This window comes from Streptomyces sp. CBMA29 (assembly GCF_014596445.1).
In the GTDB taxonomy this organism is placed as follows: domain Bacteria; phylum Actinomycetota; class Actinomycetes; order Streptomycetales; family Streptomycetaceae; genus Actinacidiphila.
Genome location: NZ_MECL01000133.1, coordinates 1 through 18,918, shown reverse-complemented (window position 1 = coordinate 18,918; position 18,918 = coordinate 1). Strand labels below are relative to the sequence as shown.

At 71.5% G+C, this 18,918-nt stretch carries 16 protein-coding genes and 2 pseudogenes; 17 read left to right on the top strand and 1 reads right to left on the bottom strand.

What is annotated here, in order from left to right; genetic code table 11:
- Nucleotides 1-44: 44 nt before the first annotated feature.
- Nucleotides 45-989, bottom strand: coding sequence for a zinc-dependent alcohol dehydrogenase (locus BGM09_RS18720; protein ID WP_188282774.1), 945 nt, complete (start codon nt 987-989; stop codon nt 45-47).
- Between the two features lie 330 nt (nt 990-1,319).
- Here BGM09_RS18720 and BGM09_RS18715 point away from each other — a divergent pair, with 330 nt between their 5' ends.
- From BGM09_RS18715 to BGM09_RS18640, 17 genes and pseudogenes are all read left to right on the top strand, one after another.
- Nucleotides 1,320-2,399 (top strand): Gfo/Idh/MocA family protein, encoded by a 1,080-nt coding sequence (locus BGM09_RS18715; RefSeq protein ID WP_188282773.1) that lies wholly within the window; start codon nt 1,320-1,322, stop codon nt 2,397-2,399.
- Between the two features lie 16 nt (nt 2,400-2,415).
- The gene (locus BGM09_RS18710; protein ID WP_188282772.1) at nt 2,416-3,051 is read left to right on the top strand and encodes a ThuA domain-containing protein; all 636 of its coding nucleotides are present in this window, start codon (nt 2,416-2,418) and stop codon (nt 3,049-3,051) included.
- A gap of 3 nt (nt 3,052-3,054) precedes the next feature.
- Complete coding sequence (locus BGM09_RS18705) at nt 3,055-4,029, top strand: ABC transporter permease (RefSeq protein WP_188282771.1); 975 nt, start codon at nt 3,055-3,057, stop codon at nt 4,027-4,029.
- A 3-nt stretch (nt 4,030-4,032) separates the two neighbouring features.
- Nucleotides 4,033-4,893, top strand: a pseudogene (locus tag BGM09_RS37800) (ABC transporter permease); the annotation flags it as partial.
- Between the two features lie 207 nt (nt 4,894-5,100).
- Entirely contained in the window at nt 5,101-6,108 is a 1,008-nt protein-coding gene (locus BGM09_RS37795) for an ABC transporter ATP-binding protein (protein WP_223187238.1), read from the top strand.
- Entirely contained in the window at nt 6,105-7,334 is a 1,230-nt protein-coding gene (locus tag BGM09_RS18695) for an ABC transporter ATP-binding protein (protein ID WP_188282769.1), read from the top strand. Before BGM09_RS37795 ends, BGM09_RS18695 begins: the two co-directional genes overlap by 4 nt.
- Nucleotides 7,331-9,007, top strand: coding sequence for an ABC transporter substrate-binding protein (locus BGM09_RS18690; protein ID WP_317452774.1), 1,677 nt, complete (start codon nt 7,331-7,333; stop codon nt 9,005-9,007). Before BGM09_RS18695 ends, BGM09_RS18690 begins: the two co-directional genes overlap by 4 nt.
- Before the next feature lie 122 nt (nt 9,008-9,129).
- Nucleotides 9,130-9,789 (top strand): ThuA domain-containing protein, encoded by a 660-nt coding sequence (locus BGM09_RS18685; RefSeq protein ID WP_188282768.1) that lies wholly within the window; start codon nt 9,130-9,132, stop codon nt 9,787-9,789.
- Nucleotides 9,786-10,580: a sugar phosphate isomerase/epimerase gene (locus BGM09_RS18680; RefSeq protein ID WP_317452773.1), complete on the top strand. Its 795-nt coding sequence runs from the start codon at nt 9,786-9,788 to the stop codon at nt 10,578-10,580. Before BGM09_RS18685 ends, BGM09_RS18680 begins: the two co-directional genes overlap by 4 nt.
- Nucleotides 10,577-11,548 (top strand): NAD-dependent epimerase/dehydratase family protein, encoded by a 972-nt coding sequence (locus tag BGM09_RS18675; protein ID WP_188282767.1) that lies wholly within the window; start codon nt 10,577-10,579, stop codon nt 11,546-11,548. Before BGM09_RS18680 ends, BGM09_RS18675 begins: the two co-directional genes overlap by 4 nt.
- 93 nt (nt 11,549-11,641) lie before the next feature.
- On the top strand, nt 11,642-12,703 hold the full coding sequence (locus BGM09_RS18670) for a Gfo/Idh/MocA family protein (protein WP_223187234.1): 1,062 nt from the start codon (nt 11,642-11,644) through the stop codon (nt 12,701-12,703).
- The gene (locus BGM09_RS18665; RefSeq protein ID WP_188282766.1) at nt 12,700-13,461 is read left to right on the top strand and encodes a GntR family transcriptional regulator; all 762 of its coding nucleotides are present in this window, start codon (nt 12,700-12,702) and stop codon (nt 13,459-13,461) included. Before BGM09_RS18670 ends, BGM09_RS18665 begins: the two co-directional genes overlap by 4 nt.
- A gap of 115 nt (nt 13,462-13,576) precedes the next feature.
- A complete protein-coding gene (locus tag BGM09_RS18660) occupies nt 13,577-15,640 on the top strand; it encodes a primary-amine oxidase (RefSeq protein WP_317452772.1) in 2,064 nt (687 codons plus the stop codon).
- Complete coding sequence (locus tag BGM09_RS18655) at nt 15,637-16,389, top strand: sugar phosphate isomerase/epimerase family protein (RefSeq protein WP_188282765.1); 753 nt, start codon at nt 15,637-15,639, stop codon at nt 16,387-16,389. The genes BGM09_RS18660 and BGM09_RS18655 overlap by 4 nt, the downstream gene beginning before the upstream one ends.
- Nucleotides 16,386-17,513, top strand: coding sequence for a Gfo/Idh/MocA family oxidoreductase (locus BGM09_RS18650; protein WP_317452771.1), 1,128 nt, complete (start codon nt 16,386-16,388; stop codon nt 17,511-17,513). The genes BGM09_RS18655 and BGM09_RS18650 overlap by 4 nt, the downstream gene beginning before the upstream one ends.
- Entirely contained in the window at nt 17,510-18,532 is a 1,023-nt protein-coding gene (locus BGM09_RS18645) for an SIS domain-containing protein (protein ID WP_188282763.1), read from the top strand. The genes BGM09_RS18650 and BGM09_RS18645 overlap by 4 nt, the downstream gene beginning before the upstream one ends.
- A pseudogene (locus BGM09_RS18640) lies at nt 18,529-18,918 on the top strand (ATPase); the annotation flags it as partial. The gene BGM09_RS18645 and the pseudogene BGM09_RS18640, both read left to right, overlap by 4 nt.

Here is an 18,918-nt window from a genome sequence, read left to right as displayed (position 1 = left end):
AACCGGTGGTCCGACCGGTGTTCCGACCTGGGCCGTGTGCGCGGTCAGAGCACCAGCACTCCCTTGACGTAGTCGGGGCCGGCCGCCGTCATGGTGCGGAAGGCGTCGTCCACGCCTTCGAGGCCGAAGCGGTGGGTGACCAACGGCGCGTAGCTGAAGCGGCGTTCGCCGATCAGCGCGAGCGCGTCGCGCATGGCGCCCATCAGCCGGGTGCGGTCCGGGCAGAAGCCGTTGACGACGGTGACGGCCTTGTACCAGAGGTCCATGTCCATCATCGCGTCGCCGGTGTGGTGGTAGCCGACGACGCACAGGGTGCCGAAGGGCCGCACCAGGCTGCCGGCCGTGCTGAGCCCGCTCGTCGTGCCGGTCGCCTCCAGGACGACGGCGAGCCGCGCGTCCGTCGCCCGTCCGGTGTCCTTCCGGTACTCCTCCGGGAGGTCGTCGGGGGCGAAGGCGAGGTCGGCGCCGAGCCGCAGGGCGCGCTCGCGGCGGGCCGGATCGGGGTCGACGCCCACCAGCAGCCCCGGCGCGTGCCGCTTGGCGAGCTGGACCAGGCCGAGGCCCATGAAGCCGAGGCCGACGACGGCGACCCGGTCGCCCGCGCGCACGCCCGTACGGGACAGCGCCTCCTCCAGGTCGGCGACCGGTTCGCCGATCGCGTGCGCGGGCTCGATCCCGGCCGGTACCGGCAGGACGGCGTGCGCGTCCATGACGGCGAGCGTCGCGAATCCCTCGCCGCCGAGCCCGGTCACCAGATCGCCCGGCGCCCAACGGCCCGCGTCCCGGCCGGTGCCGACCACCCGCCCCACGATCTCGTGGCCCAGCCTGACCGGCGGGGCGGCCGGGTCGTGCGAGAGCCACGGCCCGATGTCGGAGGTGCAGACCCCGCTGGCCAGCACCTCGACCAGCACCTGGTCGGCGCCGGGGACCGGGTCGTCGGCCGCGACGACCTCCGAGGTGCGCGGGCCGACGAGCTGGCTGATCTTCATACGGATCTCCTGGCCTGAGTGGTGTGACGTCCGGGCACCAGCGTAGCGAAGTGGTCCTATGTGGTCAGTAGTGGTGTCGTAGGTATCCAGCCGAGTCGACGGCCGAATTATGCCTGTCTGTGGCTGAAAAGTGCGAAGTGTGCCCAGTTTCCCCGGCATTCTGGTCTGCTTCACCCTCTAGACAGGATCGGCTTTCGTATTACGATGGCGGCAAGTGGTATGGCTTTGGCACATACCAATGACCGCATTCCGGGCCCTCGAGAGCTTCGGGAGCCCCGGAAGCGGTCCTGGTGGGACTCACTTCAGGCGGGACTCAGGGGAGGAGAGCGGATGGCATCCGTCACCGCGGCAGTCATCGGCGCGGGTTCGCAGGGCCGGGTACACGGCCTCGGCTTGCGGGCGGTGCCGGGCGTCGAACTCGTCGCCCTCGCCGACGTCGACGAGCGGACCGCGGACGACCTGGCGGGGGAGCTGGGCGTACCGCGGACGTACCGCGACTACCGCGAACTGCTCGTCCTGGAACGGCCCGACGTCGTCAGCGTCTGCACACCGCCCGCCCTGCACCCGGAGATCGTCCGGGCCGCGGCGGCGGCCGGGGTCCGCGCGGTGCACTGCGAGAAGCCGGTCGCGCTGTCGTACGGCGAGGCCCTGGAGATGAGCCGGGTCGCCGCCGAGGCCGGGGTGCAACTGACCTTCAACCTCCAGCGCCGCTTCGAGGCCGTGCAGCGCTTCGCCCGCGAAGCCGTCGCCGGGGGCGAGATCGGCGAGGTCGTGACGATCGAGGGGTACTGCCCGAACCTCTTCGACTGGGGCACCCACATCCTCGATCTGATCCTCTTCCACCGCGGCGACACCGCACCGGAGTGGGTCTTCGGCCAACTCGACGTGACGCTCGACCGCTACGTCTACGGCGCCTTCGTCGAGACCGCGTCGGTCACCCAGATCGGCTGGGCCGACGGCGTCCGCGCGGTGGTCTCCACCGGGCGCGAACCGCACACCCCGGTCCTCAACCTCCAGAACAACCTGGGGCTGATCATCCAGGGCGCCCGCGGGCGCGCCGACATCCGCGGCGCGCGCTGCCTGATCCAGCGCTTCGGCAAGGACGACCTGGTCCACGACTCACCCTTCGACACCGACTCCCGCACCTGGGACCGGGGCGTCGACCCGGCGATCGTGGCGGCCACGGCCGAGGCGGTGCGGGACGCGGTCGACAGCCTGCGCACCGGCGGCAAGCCCGCCCTCGACGCCGAGTACGGCCTGCGCGGCGCCGAACTGGTCTTCGCGACCTACGAGAGCAGCCGGTCCCGGCGGCGCGTGCCGCTGCCGCTCGACCGCATGGACAACGCCCTGCTCAGCGGGCGTGCGCAGGGCTTCTGGAGCCCTACCGGCGAACTGCGCTCCACCTACTGAAACGAGCGGCCCGACGATGCCGAGAACCGCCAGCCCCACCGCCCTCGCTGTCTTCAGCGGCGACGACGTGTACGAAGACCTCTTCACCGCCGCCCGCGAAGTGCGGACCCTGCTGACCGACGAGGGATTCGTCTCCCGTACCGCCGTCGGCACCGGCCGCTTCGACGGCCCGGTCGACGCCGAACTCATCGTGCTCTACACCGCGTTGGGCCGCTTCACCGACGCACAGCGCGCGAGCCTGGCCCGCGCGGTGCGCGGCGGCGCCGGACTGATCGCCCTGCACTCCACCACCGTGGACGCGGACCTGTTCGACCTGGTCGGCAGCCGGTACGTCTCGCACGGGCCACCGCCCCACGAGAGCCGGTTCACCGTCGCCCTCGACGGCGCACACGAACTGACCGCCGGAATACCGCCGTTCGAGCTGACGCACGAGCACTACCACGTCGAGACCGCGCCCGGCGTGCTGACCCTCGCCCGCCGTACGACCCCCGGCGGCACCGAACCCCTGCTGCACGTCCGCGAATTCGGGGACGGACGTGTCTGCTACCTCCAGTTGGGCCACGACATGCGGAGCTGGGGAGAACCCGCCGTGCGCCTTCTCGTCCGGCGCGCGGCCCGCTGGGCGTGCCGCCTCGAAGCCCGAGGGAACTGACCCATGCGCATCCTTTTCCGGAAGATCTGTTTCTACCTGCTCACGGCGTGGGCGGCCATCAGCCTCAACTTCGTCATCCCGCGCGTCATGCCGGGAAATCCCGCGGACAACCTGATCCAGCAGTTCCACGGGAAGCTCAGCCCCTCCGCGGTCCAGGCGCTGCGGGTGCTGTTCGGCGAGTCCGACAAGAACCTGTGGGAGCAGTACGTCAGTTACTGGCACAGCATCTTCACCGGCGACTTCGGCACCTCGTACGCCTACTACCCCTCGCAGGTGAGCACCGTGCTCGGGCAGAGCATGTACTGGACGCTGATCCTGGTCACCATCTGCACGGTGCTCGGCTTCGTCATCGGCACCACGCTCGGCATGCTCGTCGGCTGGAAGCGCGGCACCTGGCTCGACTCGCTGATACCGATCACCACCTTCCTGTCGTCGATCCCGTACTTCTGGTTCGCGATCATGATCGTGTACGTCTTCGCGATCACCCTCAAGTGGTTCCCGCTGTCCGGCGGTTACGGGCTCGACCAGACCATCGGCCTGAACGCCGGATTCATCGGCAGCGCGGTCAACTACGCCGTCCTGCCCGCCGTCACCATCACCGTCGCCTCCGTGGGCGGCTGGCTGATCAGCATGCGCAACATGATGGTCACCACGCTCAGCGAGGACTACGTACGGCTCGCCGAGGCCAAGGGGCTCCCCAGGCGCCGGGTGATGTACACCTACGCCGCCCGCAACGCGATGCTGCCGTCCTTCTCCGGCTTCGCCATGTCGCTCGGCTTCGTGATCGGCGGCTCCATCGTCACCGAGGTCGTCTTCAACTACCCCGGCATCGGGTCGGTGCTGTTCAAGGCCGCACAGGCGGCCGACTACCCCCTGATGTCCGCGATCTTCCTGCTCATCACCGTGCTGGTGCTGATCGCCAACCTGATCGCCGACATCGCGTACGTGTTCCTCGACCCGAGGACAAGGGAGAGCTGATCCATGGCCGTGCAAGCCGCCGCCCTCGCCGAGGCGGACCCCGCCGACCCCGCCGCCACCGACGACACCGCCGCCGAGCCCGCCGGCGGGCCCGCCCGCCTCCGGTCGCGCCTGCTGCGCTCACCGCTGACCCTCATCGGTCTCGCGGTCGTGCTGATCTTCGTCGTCCTGGCCGTCGTCGCGCCGTGGATCTCGCCGTACGACCCCTCGACGGTCAGCGACGACACCCTCGTCGGACCGAATACCGCGCACTGGCTCGGCACCACCCAGAACGGCCAGGACGTCCTGTCGCAGATGCTCTACGGCGCCCGCGCCTCGATGCTCGTCGGCCTGGGCGCAGCGGTCCTCGCCACCTTCTTGTCGGTGGTCGTCGGCGTCACCGCCGGATACGTCGGCGGCCTCGGCGACGAGGTGCTGTCGCTGCTGGCCAACGTGTTCCTGGTGCTGCCCAGCGTGCCGCTGACGATCATCCTGGCCGCGTATCTGCCGCACAGCGGCTCGCTCGGCATCATCCTGGTCATCACGCTCACCGGCTGGGCCTGGGGAGCGCGGGTGCTGCGGGCGCAGACGCTGTCGCTGCGCAAACGCGACTTCGTGGAGGCCGCCCGCGCCACCGGCGACAAGACCTGGCGGATCATCCTCAAGGACATCCTGCCGAACCAGCTCGCGGTGATCGCCGCGTCCTTCCTCGGCACCGTCAACTTCGCGATCCTCACCCAGGCGACCCTGGCCTTCCTCGGCCTCGCCGACGTCACCCAGTGGTCGTGGGGCACGATCCTGTACTGGGCCCAGACCGGCAGCGCGCTGCTGACCGGCGCCTGGTGGTGGTTCGTTCCCGCGGGCCTGGCCATCGCCCTGCTCGGCACGGCCCTGTCGCTGGTCAACTTCGGCATCGACGAGTTCATCAACCCCCGGCTGCGCCAGGCCGGGATCGGCACCAAGAAGGCCCAGCGCGGCCAGGTCGCCGCCAAGCGCGCCCGCCGGATCAGGAACCACGCCCCGGCCGAACGCCGTACCGAGGTCACGCCCTTCACCCCGGACAGCACCGACGTCGTCCTCGACGTCCGCGACCTGCGGGTGGAGTACGTCGGCGACGGCGGTGAGCGCACCCCGGCGGTCAGCGACGTGTCGTTCACCCTGCGGCGCGGCGAAGTCCTCGGCATCGCGGGCGAGTCGGGCTCGGGCAAGTCCACCCTCGCGTACGCCATCACCCGGCTGCACAAGCCGCCCGCCGAGATCACCCAGGGGCAGATCGTCTACACCAAGCCCGACGGCGACACCGTGGACGTGCTCGCGATGGGCGACGCCGAACTGCGGGGCTTTCGCTGGGAGGAGCTGTCGATCGTCTTCCAGTCGGCCATGCACGCGCTCAACCCGATCATGCGGATCGGCGAGCAGATCGAGGACGTCATCGTCGCGCACCGGCCGCGGATGACCCGGCAGGAACGGGCCGCCCGGGTGGTCGAACTCCTCGGCATCGTCGGCATCCCCGCCGACCGGTCGGGCTCCTACCCGCACGAGCTGTCCGGCGGCATGCGGCAGCGCGCGATGATCGCGATCGGCCTCGCGCTCGACCCCGAGATCATCGTGATGGACGAGCCGACCACCGCCCTCGACGTCGTCATCCAGCGGCAGATCATCGAGAAGATCATGGAGCTGAAGGACCGGCTCGGCTTCTCGGTCGTCTTCATCACCCACGACCTGTCGCTGCTGATCGAACTCTCCGACACGATCGCCGTGATGTACGGCGGCAGGATCGTCGAGACGGCGGCGGCCGACGACTTCTACCGCCGCCCCCAACACCCGTACAGCCGGGGCCTGCTGGCGTCCTTCCCGACCCTCGGCGGCCCCAAGCGGGAGCTGACCGGCATCGTCGGCTCGCCGCCCGACCTGCGCAGGCTGCCCAGCGGCTGCGCCTTCCAGCCGCGCTGCCCGCTCGCCTTCGACGCCTGCGGGAGCCACGTACCGCCGCTCCTGCGGATCACCGGGCCGGACGGCGCCACCTCGCACGCCGCCTGTCTGCTGCACGCGGACGGCGCCCGGAACCAGGACCGACTCGTGACAGGTGAGATGCGATGAGCGGCGACGTGACGAAGAAGAACGGCGGGGCCGCCGCCCGCGACAGCCGTGCCGTTGACGGCGCCCGGCCGGTGCTCGAAGCGGTCAACGTGACCAAGCACTTCCCGGTACGCGGCGGACGGCTGCGCCGCGGCGCGGCACCGCAGGTCGTGCACGCCGTGGAGAACGTCAGCCTGAGCCTGTACGCGGGCCGGATCACCGCGCTGGTCGGCGAGTCGGGCTCCGGCAAGTCGACGCTCGCCCGGCTGCTCGCCCAGCTCTATCCGGTCACCAGCGGGGAGGTGCGGCTGCACGGCGTCCCCGTGAAGTCGCCGCGCGGCCGGGCCTTTCGCGACCACGTCCGCCAGGTGCAGTTGATCCTCCAGGACCCCTTCGCGTCCTTCAACCCGGTCGCCACCATCGCGGGCACCCTCAAGCGCGCGGTGGCCATCCACCACCCCGGCAAGCGCGGCAAGGAGCAGACCGCCGTCATCGACGACCTGCTCCAGCAGATCAACCTCGTGCCGCCACGGCAGTTCACCGAGAAGTACCCGCACGAACTGTCCGGCGGCCAGCTCCAGCGGCTCTCCATCGCCCGCGCCCTGGCGGCCGACCCCGAGGTGTTCCTCGCCGACGAACCGGTCTCCAGCCTCGACGTCTCCATCCGCCTCGGCATCCTCAACCTGCTGCGGCGCCTCACCGAGGAGCGCGACGTCGCGATGCTGTACGTCACCCACGACATCGCCTCCGCGCGGTACTTCGCGGCCGACACCGCCGTGATGTACGCGGGCGAGGTCATCGAGACCGGCCCCTCAGAGGCGGTCACCCAGCAGGCGGCGCATCCGTACACCCAGCTCCTGATCGCCTCGGCGCCCGATCCCTCGCGGGGCGGCGCCGCGCGGGTCAAGGACATCGGGCAGCCGCCCAGCCTCATCTCCCCGCCGGGCGGCTGCCGTTTCCACCCGCGCTGTCCGTACGCGATGGAGCGCTGCGCCACCGACATCCCGCCGTCCTTCGACCTGACCGACGGCCACACCGCCCGCTGCTGGCTGTACGCGGACGACGAGCAGGCGCGCGGGCGGCGCGCCGAGAACGCGGCAGCCGTCACCGCCTTCGCCGCAGCGCGGCCCGCCGGCGCCGACCCCACGATCACCGCTCCCGCGGTCACCGACCCCACTGTCGACGAACCCGCTCTCCCCACACCCGATTCCGCTGTCCCTACCTCCGAAGGAGCAGACGCACAGTGACCACAACGCAGTCGTCGATCGCGTCAGGAATGACGAGACGCGGTCTTCTCGCAGGCGCCCTCGCGGGCGCGGGAACCCTTGCCCTGTCGGCCTGTTCGGGAACCGCGGGAGGCTCGGGCTCCGCCAAGGGCATGCTCACCGTGGCAGGCCAGTCCGACAACCTCACGCAGGTCTTCAACCCGTTCCTGGCCAACACCGCGCAGAGCCTGACCTACACCCCGCAGGGCCAGGGCGGCTTCATCTACGAGCCGCTGGTGCAGATCAACACCGTCGACATCGGGCGCGACCTGCCGTGGCTCGCCAAGTCCTGGCGCTGGTCGGACGGCAACAAGACGCTGACGATGGAGCTCCAGACCGGTGTGAAGTGGACCGACGGCACCCCGTTCTCCGCCGACGACGTCGTCTTCACGTACTCGATGCTCAAGCGGTACCCGGGGCTCAACCTGCTGGGCGTCGACTTCAGTTCGGTCACCGCGCCCGGTCCCGCGCAGGTCGTCTTCGCCTTCCCCGCGCCCTCCGAGCAGCACTTCACGAACATCGTGTCGGCGCCGATCGTCCCCCGGCACCTGTGGTCGAAGGTCAAGGACCCGACGACGTACACCGACAAGGACCCTGTGGGGACCGGTCCCTTCAAGCTGTCGTCGTTCTCCGCGCAGAGCTTCCTGCTGGTGCGCAACGAGGACTACTGGCAGCCGAAGGCGGAGATCGGCTCGCTGCGGTTCGTGGCGTACAAGGACAACGAGAGCATGACCAACGCGCTCGTCCAGGGCCTCGCGGACTGGGGCGGCACGTACATCGCCAACGCCGAGAAGACGTATCTCAGCCGGAACAAGCACTACAACTACTGGGCGCCGATCGCCGGAACCGACGGCATCATCCCCAACCTGGAGCGCTGGCCGCTCAGCGACATCGCGGTGCGCAGGGCGATCAGCCTCGGCGTGAACCGCAAGCAGGTCGGCGCGGCCAGCGGCGCGCCGCCCGCCACCAGCGTCACCGGTCTGCCGATGCCCGCCTACACCTCCTCGATCGCCCCGCAGTACAAGGGAGTCGACTTCGTCCAGGACGTCGACAAGGCGCACAAGACGCTGACCGACGCCGGATACGCCAAGGGCGGCGACGGCTACTACCGCAAGGACGGCAAGCGCGTCGAGTTCTCGATCAGCTTCCCCTCCGCGTACACCGACATCGCCGCGCGCGTGCAGGTGCTGGTCTCGCAGCTCAAGGACATCGGCATCAAGCTCAACGTCGACACGACCACGGTCAACGACATCAACGGGCTGACGTCCAAGGGGAACTTCGACTCCACGATGGGCTACCCGGTCGACTCCGCGCCGCGCGCCTTCTCGTACTACAACGACACGATCAACCCGAATCTGTACTACCCGGTCGGCAAGGCGACGCCGACCTTCCAGAACATCGAGCGCTTCCAGAACGCCGAGGCCGCGACGCTGTTCACCGAGTACCCCAAGGCGACCACGGACGAGCAGCGGCAGCAGATCATCAACAGGATCGAGGAGATCTTCGTCGAGAACCTGCCGTGGATCCCGATGTTCTACTGGGGCAGCTACGGCAACTGGAGCACCGCCAAGGCGACCGGGTTCCCCACACCGCAGAACCCGTACTTCAGCCCGGTGCCCAACCCCGTCGTCGCCCTGCGGCTCAAGCCCGTCTGACGCTCCCCGCCCCCGCCCGGCCCGCCTCCCGCGGCCGGGCGGGGGCCGCCGAGCCACGCCACGACGTACGAACCGAGCCATCTGTGAGGAACGCAATGCCACACCTCTCGACCCCGAGAGCCATGGTCATCGTGAACGGCGACGACATCCACCACGATCTGCTGAGCGCTGCCGAGGTCTTCCAACAGCTCGGCACCGAGGCCGGGTTCGCGACCCGCAAGGCGATGGGCACCAGCCGCTTCGTCGACCCGCGGCCGGAGACCGCCGAGGCCGACGTGTACCTCTTCTACACCGCGGGCGGCCACTTCGCGACCGAGCAGCAGCAGGCGCTGGCCGACGCCGTACGCGCGGGCAAGGGCCTGGTCGGCGTGCACGGCGCCAACATCATGGGCTGGGCGGGCGACGGCCTCGACCCGGCCGACCGGCCGCTGTTCGAACTGCTCGGCAACCGCTACCTCTCGCACGGCCCCGGCCACCACGAGGGCCGCCACACCGTCGAGATCGTCGCGGACCACCCGGTCACACGCGGCCTGTCCGACTTCGAACTCTTCGACGAGTACTACGAGTTCGAGCTGGCCGACGACGACGTGACGGTGCTCGCCGCGCGGCGCCGCGCGGACGGCGAGGTGATCCCGGTGCTCTACGCCCGCGAGGCCGGCGAGGGCCGCGTGGTGTATCTGGCGCTCGGCCACGACATGCGCTCGTGGGGCGAGCCGCCGGTGCGCGCGCTGGTCCGCCAGGCCCTGCTGTGGGCGGCCCGCCGTACGGAGGAGGACGCGTGACCGCCGAGATCGGTGTGATGACGTACACGGTGCTCGACCAGGCCCGCGCCGACCTGGAGGGCACGCTGGCCAGGATCGCCGGGATCGGTTACGCGGGCGTGGAGACGTACGGCCTGGTGGAGCACTTCGGGCCCGCCCGGGTCAGGGACGCCGTCGCGTCCGCCGGGCTCGCGCTGACCAGCGCGCACACCCCGTTCCCCGCGGGCCCCGACGCCGAGGCGCTGCTGGACACCAACCAGGAGCTGGGCGCCGAGGTGCTGGTCTGGAGCATGGAACGCGAGGAGTTCGACTCGCCGGACGCGATCAGGCGCGGTGCGGAGCGGGTGAACGAGGCCGCCGAGCGCGCCGCCGGGCGCGGGATGCGGATCGCGTACCACAACCACTTCGCCGAGTTCTCGCGAGTCTTCGACGGGCGGCAGGCGTACGACCTGCTGCTCGACCTGCTGGACGACCGCGTACTGGTCGAACTCGACGCCTACTGGGCCCAGATGGGCGGCGCCGACCCGGCCGAGGTGCTGGCCCGGCTCGGCGACCGGGCACGCTTCGTGCACGTCAAGGACGGCCCCGCGGTCAGCTACGAGGACGACGTGATGGTGCCCATCGGCGAGGGGCGGATCGACTGGGCGTGCACCCTGACCACGCCGTCCGGCCTGCGCTGGCACATCGTCGAGCTGGAGCGGCTGCACATCGACACGTTCGAGGCGCTGCGCCGCTCGTACGACCACCTGGTCGGCCACGGGCTCTCCCGCGGCGCCTCGCACGTCCCGGCGCCGACCGAGGAGCGGGCATGAGGGTGCTGTTCCTCGGCGGTGCCGGGATGATCGGTTCCGCGGCGGCCCGCGAGGCCGTCGCGCGCGGCGCCGATGTGACGATCGTGACGCGGTCCGCGCCCGTCCGGGCGCCGGCCGAGGGCGTACGGTCGCTGCGCGCGGACGTCCGGGACGCCGCCGCGCTCACGTCGGCGCTGGGCGGCGAGGAGTTCGACGCCGTCGTCAACTGGGTCGGCTTCACACCCGACGACGTGCGCGACCACCGGGAGCTGTTCGCCGGCAGGGCCGGGCAGTACGTCTTCATCAGCACCTGCTCGGTCTTCGGCCGCCCGGTGCCGCTGCTGCCGATCACCGAGTCCAGCCCGCGCCGCCAGCCGCACTTCGGCTACGCGCGGGACAAGATCGCCTGTGAGCTGCTGCTGGAGGAGGCGTACCGCGAGGCGGGCTTCCCGCTGACGATCGTGCGGCCCTTCCACACCTACGACCACACGGTGATCCCGGTGCTCGCGGGCTGGACGGCGGTCGAACGGATGCGAGCGGGCCGGCCGGTCGTCGTGCACGGCGACGGCACCTCGCTGTGGTCCCTGACGCACTCACGGGACTTCGCGCGCGCCTTCGTCCCGCTGCTCGGCAACGGGCAGGCGATCGGCGAGAGCGTCAACGTCGTCAGCGGCGCGATCCTCACCTGGGACCAGATCCATCTCGCGCTGGCCGCCGCGGCCGGTGTGCGGGAGCCGCTGCTGCGGCACCGGTCGAGCGAGTCGATCGCCGAGCTGGTGCCGGGGTGGCGGGAGGTGCTGGAGCACGACTTCCGGCACTCGATGCTCTTCGACACCTCCAAGCTGCGGGCGCTGGTCCCCGGTTTCGCGCCGGAGGTCTCCTTCGCGCAGGGCGCCCGCGAAGCGCTCGCGCACTACGACGCCCACCCCGAACTGCGGGTGGTCGACCACGACCTGGACCGGGCCTTCGACGGCCTGCTGGAGGCGTGATGCGCGCCGCACCGGACAGTGGTACCCCGTGGTCTTTACGTGACGTACCTTTATAAGACCAATGCAAAACCACTTTGCTATCATGGGGCGAGAATGACGAGGGAAGAGGAACGCGTGATCGGCGTCGGGCTCATCGGTTCCGGATTCATCGGCGACACCTACGCGGACGCTCTCCAGGACGTACGGAACGCGGCGCTCGTCGCCGCCTGTTCGCGCGACCTCGCACGCGCACGGGCGCTGGCCGCCAAGTGGGCGCCGGACGCGACCTGTTACGACGACATGGCGGCGCTGTGCGCGGACCCGGCCGTCGACCTCGTCGTGGTCGCCGTGCCCAACGAGGCACACCTGGCGGCGGTACGGGCGGTCGCCGCCGCGGGCAAGGGCGTGGTCTGCACCAAGCCGCTGGCCCGCGACGGCGACGAGGCCGCCGAGATCCTGCGGGTCGTCCGCGAGGCCGGGATCTGGCACGGCTACGCCGAGAGTTCGGTCTTCTCGCCGAACATCGCCAAGGCGCACGAGATGGTCGCCGCGGGCGCCATCGGCGACCTGCTGACCCTGCGCGCCCGCGAGGCGCACTCCGGGCCGCACGCCCCGCACTTCTGGGACGCGGAGACCGCGGGCGGCGGCGCGCTGCTCGACATGGGCTGCCACACCGTGGAGTCCGCCCGGCACTTCTTCGGCAAGGACAACCCCATAACGGAGGTCTTCGCCTGGGGCGCCACCCTCGCCCACGCCGACCGCACCACCGGCGAGGACACCGCCGTCGCGCTGCTGAAATTCGCCGGCGGCCAGCTCGCCACCGTCGAGTCCTCGTGGATCGAGAAGGGCAGCATGCAACTGCGCCACGAACTGGTCGGCAGCGCGGGCCGGTTGGTCACCGACACCTCGGCGACCCCGGTGTGGGGCTTCATCGAGAACCCCGCGGGCTACCTGGTGGAGAAGGCCGACGCCGACACCGGCTGGGTCTATCCGGTGCCCGAGGAGGCCCGCGCCTACGGCTTCAGCCAGGAGATGCGGCACTTCGTGGACCGCTTCGCCCGCGGCGAGACCCCGCTGGAGACCTTCGAGGACGGCCATGTCGTCAACCGCGTCCTCGACGCCTGCTACGCCTCCATGCGCTCGGGCACATGGGAGAAGGTCCAGGTCCCGGCATGAGCACGCAGCACACGGCGCCCCGGGCGCTCACCACGCACTACCCGGAGCCGCTGTGGCTCCAGGCCAAGGCCGCGCTCCAGGAACGGATCGCCGCGGGCGAGGTCGAGCCCGGCTCACGGCTGCCGCCCGAGCGCGAACTGTGCCAGATGCTCGCCATCTCCCGCGTGACCCTGCGCAAGGCGCTCACCGCGCTGGTCGAGGAGGGCGTGCTGCGCCCGGCGCACGGCCGCGGCTGGTACGTCGGCGTGCCCGAGCGCAAGGAGTGGCCCAACACCCTGGAGTCGTTCACCGAGACGGCCCGCCGGATGGGCCTGGTGCCGACCTCGCGGGTGCTCCGCCGCGAACTGGGCACCTCGACCTTCGACGAGGCCGAGGCGTTCCAGATCGCGCCGGGCACCCCGCTCTACCGCGTCGACCGGGTCCGCATGCTCGACGGTGTGCCGATCGCGGTGGACGAGTCCTTCGTCCCCGCCGACATCGCCGTCGGTTTCGACCAGGTCGACTTCACCGACCACTCGCTCTACGACACCATCGCGGGACTCGGCTTCCAGCTCGACCGGGCCGATACGACGATCGAGGCGCGCCCGGCCGACGACGTACTGGCCGGACACCTCGCCATCGCCGCGGGCACCCCGGTGCTGGAGATGCGGCAGATCGTCCGCGACCGGAGCCAGCGCCCGCTGCTCTCCTCGGCGATCCGGTACGCGGGCGACCGCTACCGGCTGCGGACCTCCTTCGCGCGCGGCAACGCGACATGAGCCGTCACCCGAAGGCCGCCGCCCTCACGCCGGGCCGCCGTCCGTCACGCCCCGACCCGCCGGCTCCCCACGCCCCGACCTGCCGCCCGGACCCACTCGCAGATGCGGAGACCTCGTGACCCCGACCCCGCCTGAACCGTCCGTCATAGCCGGGGCCGTCCCGGGAGCCCGCGCCGACGCGCTCGCCGGGGCCCTCGCCTCACCGCGGCCGGCGGAGATCACCGCGACCACCGCGCTGCTGCGGCGCGAAGGACTCCTCGGCCCCGACACCCATGTCTCGTACTTCGGCCTGGCGGAACAGGACAAGCGCGAACTGCTCGCGGGCGACGTGGCCCCCCGCCGCTTCCGCGTGATGCTCATCGACCTGCGCACCGGTGTCTCGTACGACACCGTCGTCTGCCCCGAGCAGGACCGGGTCGTGACGGCCAGGGAACTGGACGTCGCCACCGACGGCCATGTGCCCGTCGTCCTGGCCGAGTTCTCGCTGGTCGAGGAGATCGTGCACCGCGACGAGCGCTGGCTCGCCGCCATGCGCAAGCGCGGCCTGACCGACCCCGCACAGCTCCGGGTCAATCCGCTGTCGGCCGGGGTGCCGGGCGAGGGCGAGACCGGCCGCCGCCTCCAGCGCTGCTTCACCTTCGTGCAGAAGACCCCGAACGACCTCGGCTGGGCGCACCCGGTGGACGGCGTCACCGTGATCGTGGACGTCGTCACCCGCGAAGTCCTCGACGTCCAGGACCACATGGACCTGCCGGTGCCCCAGGAAGACGGCAACTTCCACGACCCCGCGTGGGTCGGGCAGCCGCCGCGCGCGGGACTGAAGCCCATCGAGATCACCCAGCCCGAGGGCCCCAGCTTCACCGTCGATGACGACGGCGTCCTGCACTGGCTCGGCTGGTCCCTCCAGATCGGCTTCGACCAGCGCGAGGGCCTGGTCCTGCACAACATCGCCATCGAGGACGCGGGCGTGCCGCGCCCCGTGCTCTACCGCGCCTCCATCGCGGAAATGATGGTCCCCTACGGCGACCCGAGCCCGCAGCGCTGGTTCCAGAACTTCTTCGACTGCGGCGAATACCTGCTCGGCGGCTTCGCCAACTCCCTTGAACTGGGCTGCGACTGCGTCGGCGACATCACCTACCTGGACGCCGTGCTCGCCGACAGCGCGGGCGGGGTCCGGGTCGTCCCGCAGGCCATCTGCGTCCACGAGGAGGACACCGGCATCCTCTGGAAGCACTACGACAACTGGACCGGCTCGTCCGACTCACGCCGCAACCGCCGCCTGGTCGTCTCCTTCTTCGTCACCGTCGGCAACTACGACTACGGCTTCTACTGGTACTTCTCGCTCGACGGCGCGATCGAACTGGAGGTCAAGGCGACCGGTGTCGTCTTCACCTCGGCCTATCAGGGCCCCGGCCACCCCTTCGCCTCGGAACTCGCCCCCGGCCTCGGCGCCCCGTACCACCAGCACCTGTTCAGCGCCCGGCTGGACATGACGGTCGACGGTACGGACAACGCTGTGGACGAGGTCGAGGCCGCCCTCGTCCCGCGCGGACCCGCCAACCCCACCGGCACCGGCTTCACCCGGACCGTCACCCGGCTGCGCACCGAAGCGGGCGCACAGCGGCTCGCCGACAACACCCGCAACCGCTCCTGGCTGATCACCAACCCCTCGGTGACCAACCGGCTCGGCGACCCGGTCGGCTGGATGCTGCACCCCGAGGGCCTGCCCGTGCTGCTCGCCGACGAGGAGTCCGACATCCACCGGCGGGCCACGTACGCCACCAAGCACCTGTGGGTGACGCCGTACGCGCCGGACGAGAACTACCCGGCGGGCGACCTGGTGAACATGCACAACGGCGGCGCCGGACTGCCCGCGTGGACCGCCGCCGACCGGGACGTGGACGGCACCGACATCGTGCTGTGGCACACCTTCGGGCTCACCCACTTCCCGCGCCCCGAGGACTGGCCGGTCATGCCGGTCGACTCGGCCGGTTTCGTCCTCAAGCCGTACGGCTTCTTCGGCCGCAATCCCACCCTCGACATCCCGCCGTCGAGCGGCGACCACTGCCACCCGGCCGGAACCCACGGCGGTCACGAAGACCACGGCGCGGGCCACAGCAGCCACCACGACCACACCCACCAGCAGCAGTACGACGATCACGGAAAGGCCGGAGCATGACGGCAGAGCACCCGCTGGGCATCCAGCTCTACAGCGTGCGTGACGACCTCGGGCCCGACCGGCTCGACGGCACGCTCGCGCGCCTGGCGGCGCTGGGCTTCACGCACGCCGAGCCGTACGACATCCTCACCGACCCGGCAGGGCTCGCCGCCGCCCTGCGCGACAGCGGCCTGCACGCGGCCACCGCGCACTCCTCCGTACTGCGCCACGAGACCGCCGACATCGTGGACGCCGCCGTGGAGTTGGGCATCGGCACGGTGATCACCCCGTGGGTCGCCCCCGACAGCGTCGCCGACCGCGCCGGGGTCCAGCGGCTCGCCGACACGCTCAACTCGGCCGCCGAGCAGGCCGCTGCGCGCGGTGTGCGGATCGGCTACCACAACCACGACTTCGAGTTCGCGCAGCGCGTGGACGGCGTCCCCGCCTATGAGGTGCTGGCCGAACTCCTCGACCCGGCCGTCGTCCTGGAGCTGGACGTCTACTGGGCCGGGGTCGGCGGCGCCGACGTCTTCGAGCTGCTGCCCCGGCTCGGCGACCGGGTCAGGCTGCTGCACGTCGTACGGGACCGCGAGCCGGGCAACGACCGGCCGGTGCTCGGCGTCGACGCCACCGACCGGATGGCCGAGGTCGTGGCACTGGCCGCCCCGGCACTCGAACTGCCGGTCGTCGAGGTCGTCGCCCACCACAGCGACGTATGGCCGCTGGTGGAGCGCAACGCCGCCTACTTCCGCGAGCTGGTGACCGCGTGAGCGCGCACGGGACGCCGACCCGCGTCGCGGTGGTCGGCGCGGGCAACATCTCCGACGAGTACCTGCGCTCGCTGACCTCCTACCCCGACCTCGCCGTCACGGCCGTCGCGGACCTCGACCCCGCGCGGGCCGGGGCGCAGGCCGACGCGTACGGCGTCCCGGTGTCCGGCACGACGGCCGAGGTGCTGCGCCGCGACGACGTCGACCTCGTGGTCAACCTGACCGTCCCGGCCGCCCACGACGAGGTCGCGCTCGCCGCGATCGAGGCGGGCAAGCACGTGTGGGGCGAGAAGCCGCTCACGCTGGACCGCGACAGCGCCCGCGCCGTCCTGGACGCCGCGAGCGCCGCCGGGGTCGCGGTGGGCAACGCGCCCGACACGATCCTCGGCCCCGGCATCCAGACCGCCGCGCGGCTGCTCGCGGACGGCGCGGTCGGCCCGGCGCGGACCGTGCTGACCCTGATGCAGGGCCCGGGACCCGACGCCTGGCACCCCAGGCCGCGGTTCCTCTTCGCCAAGGGCGCGGGCCCGCTCTTCGACATCGGCCCCTACTACCTGACCGCGCTCGTCCAACTCCTCGGCCCGGTCGCCTCGGTGACCGCCGCCGGGCACCGGCCGCGCGCGGAGCGCACCGTCGGCTCGGGACCCGACGCGGGCACCCGCTTCCCCGTCGAGGTGGACACCCACCTCAGCGTCCTCACCACCTTCGCGTCCGGGGTGGTCGGCACGTCCGTCTACAGCTTCGACTCGCCGGTACGCCGCCAGTTGTTCGAAGTGACCGGCGCGGACGGGGTGCTGGAGGTACCGGTCAGCGGATTCGACGGCCCCACACGGCTGTTGACCGACATCGCCCCCGAGGCGCCGTGGCGGACCGTGCCCGCGGCCGGCGCCCCGGCCGGGCGTGGCGTGGGCGTCCTGGAGATGGCCCGCGCGATCCGGGCGGGCCGACCGCCGCGCGCCAGCGGCGAACTGGCCTACCACGTACTCGACGTCATGCTCGCGATCGAGGAGTCCGCCGACCTCGGCGCGCCGGTACGGATCGACAGCACCGCGCCGCCTGTCCCACCGATCCCGCCGCACTGGGATCCGACCACCCGGACGTCCGAAGGAACGGAGCAGAAATGACCGACGGCTTCATCGCCTACGCGGCGGCCCGCGCGACCCAGGCGGAGGCCCTCGCCGCCGCGGTCACCCGGCTGACCGGCGCGGTCACGGCGTCGGCGGCGGCGGGCCGGCTGTCGGGGCCCGGACCGGTCTTCGTCGGCATCGGCGCCAGCCTGGCCGCCGCGTGCGCGCCGGTCTGGGCGCTGCGCAGCCGCGGCGTCCACTCCTGGCGGCTCGGTGCGGGCGACCACCCGCTGCCCTTCCCCGCCAGCGCCCACCCGGTGGTCGGCGTCTCGCAGAGCGGACGCAGCGCGGAGACGCTCGCGGTCCTGGACTCCGTCGACCCGGCGCTACGGTTCGCGGTGGTCAACGTCGTGCCGTCGCCGATCGCGAACCTCGCCAGCGGTGTGCTCGGCCTCGGCAGCATCCCCGACAGCTACGCGTCGACCATCGGCTACACCGCGACCGTCGCCGCGCTCGGCCTCCTCGCCGACGCCTGGGACGGCGGCCGGATCGACGACGGCTGGGCCCGCCTCGGCGAGGTCTTCGCCCGTACCGAGCGCGTCCTGACACCCCAACTGCGCGCGCTGGCACCGCTGTTCGCGTCCGCGACCTCCGCGGACTTCGTCGGCACCGGGCCCGCGGTCGGCTCGGCGGAAGCGAGCGCCCTGCTCTTCCGGGAGGTTGCCAGAATCCCGTCGACCGGCATGAGCACCCGGCAGTATCTGCACGGTTCGATGGAGTCGGCGGGCGGCGGGGTGCACGTCATCTTCGGCGACACCCGCGAACTCGCCGTCGCCGAGACCCTGGCGTACTCCGGCCACCGGGTCGTCCTCGTCACCAGCGAGCCCGTCCGGGGCGGCCCGCTGCTGCACCCCGTGACCGTGCCGCGCCTCCCGGCCGCGCAGCGTGCGATCATCGAAATCCTGGTCACACAGATCCTCGTCGAAGCGGTCGCCGAGGTCAGGGGAGTCGAGGTGGAGGAATTTGTGTTCCACAACTCCGACATCAAGGTCGCGGCCGAACGGCCGGGCGTATGAAAGTCGTTGTCGGCGCCGACGTGGGCGGCACCAAACTCGCCGTCCGCGTGGCGCCGCTGGACGACCCGGCGGCGCCGCCACGCGCTGACCGCACGCTGCCGGCCGACGGCTGGGAGGCGGCGCCGGTCGACACCGCCGCGCGCTGGCTGCTGGAACGGCTGACCCGCGCGGTGCCCGAGGGCGACGAGATCGCCGCCGTCGGGATCGGCGCGCAGGGCTGCGACACCCAGCGGCACTGCGCGCACCTGGCGGCGGCCGTCGAAGCCCTCGGCGTACCCGCCGCCGTGGTCAACGACGCGGCGCTGCTGGTGCCCGCGGCCGGTCTCGACACCGGCATCGGCGTCATCGCGGGCACCGGCTCGATCGGCGTCGGCGCCGACGCCGCG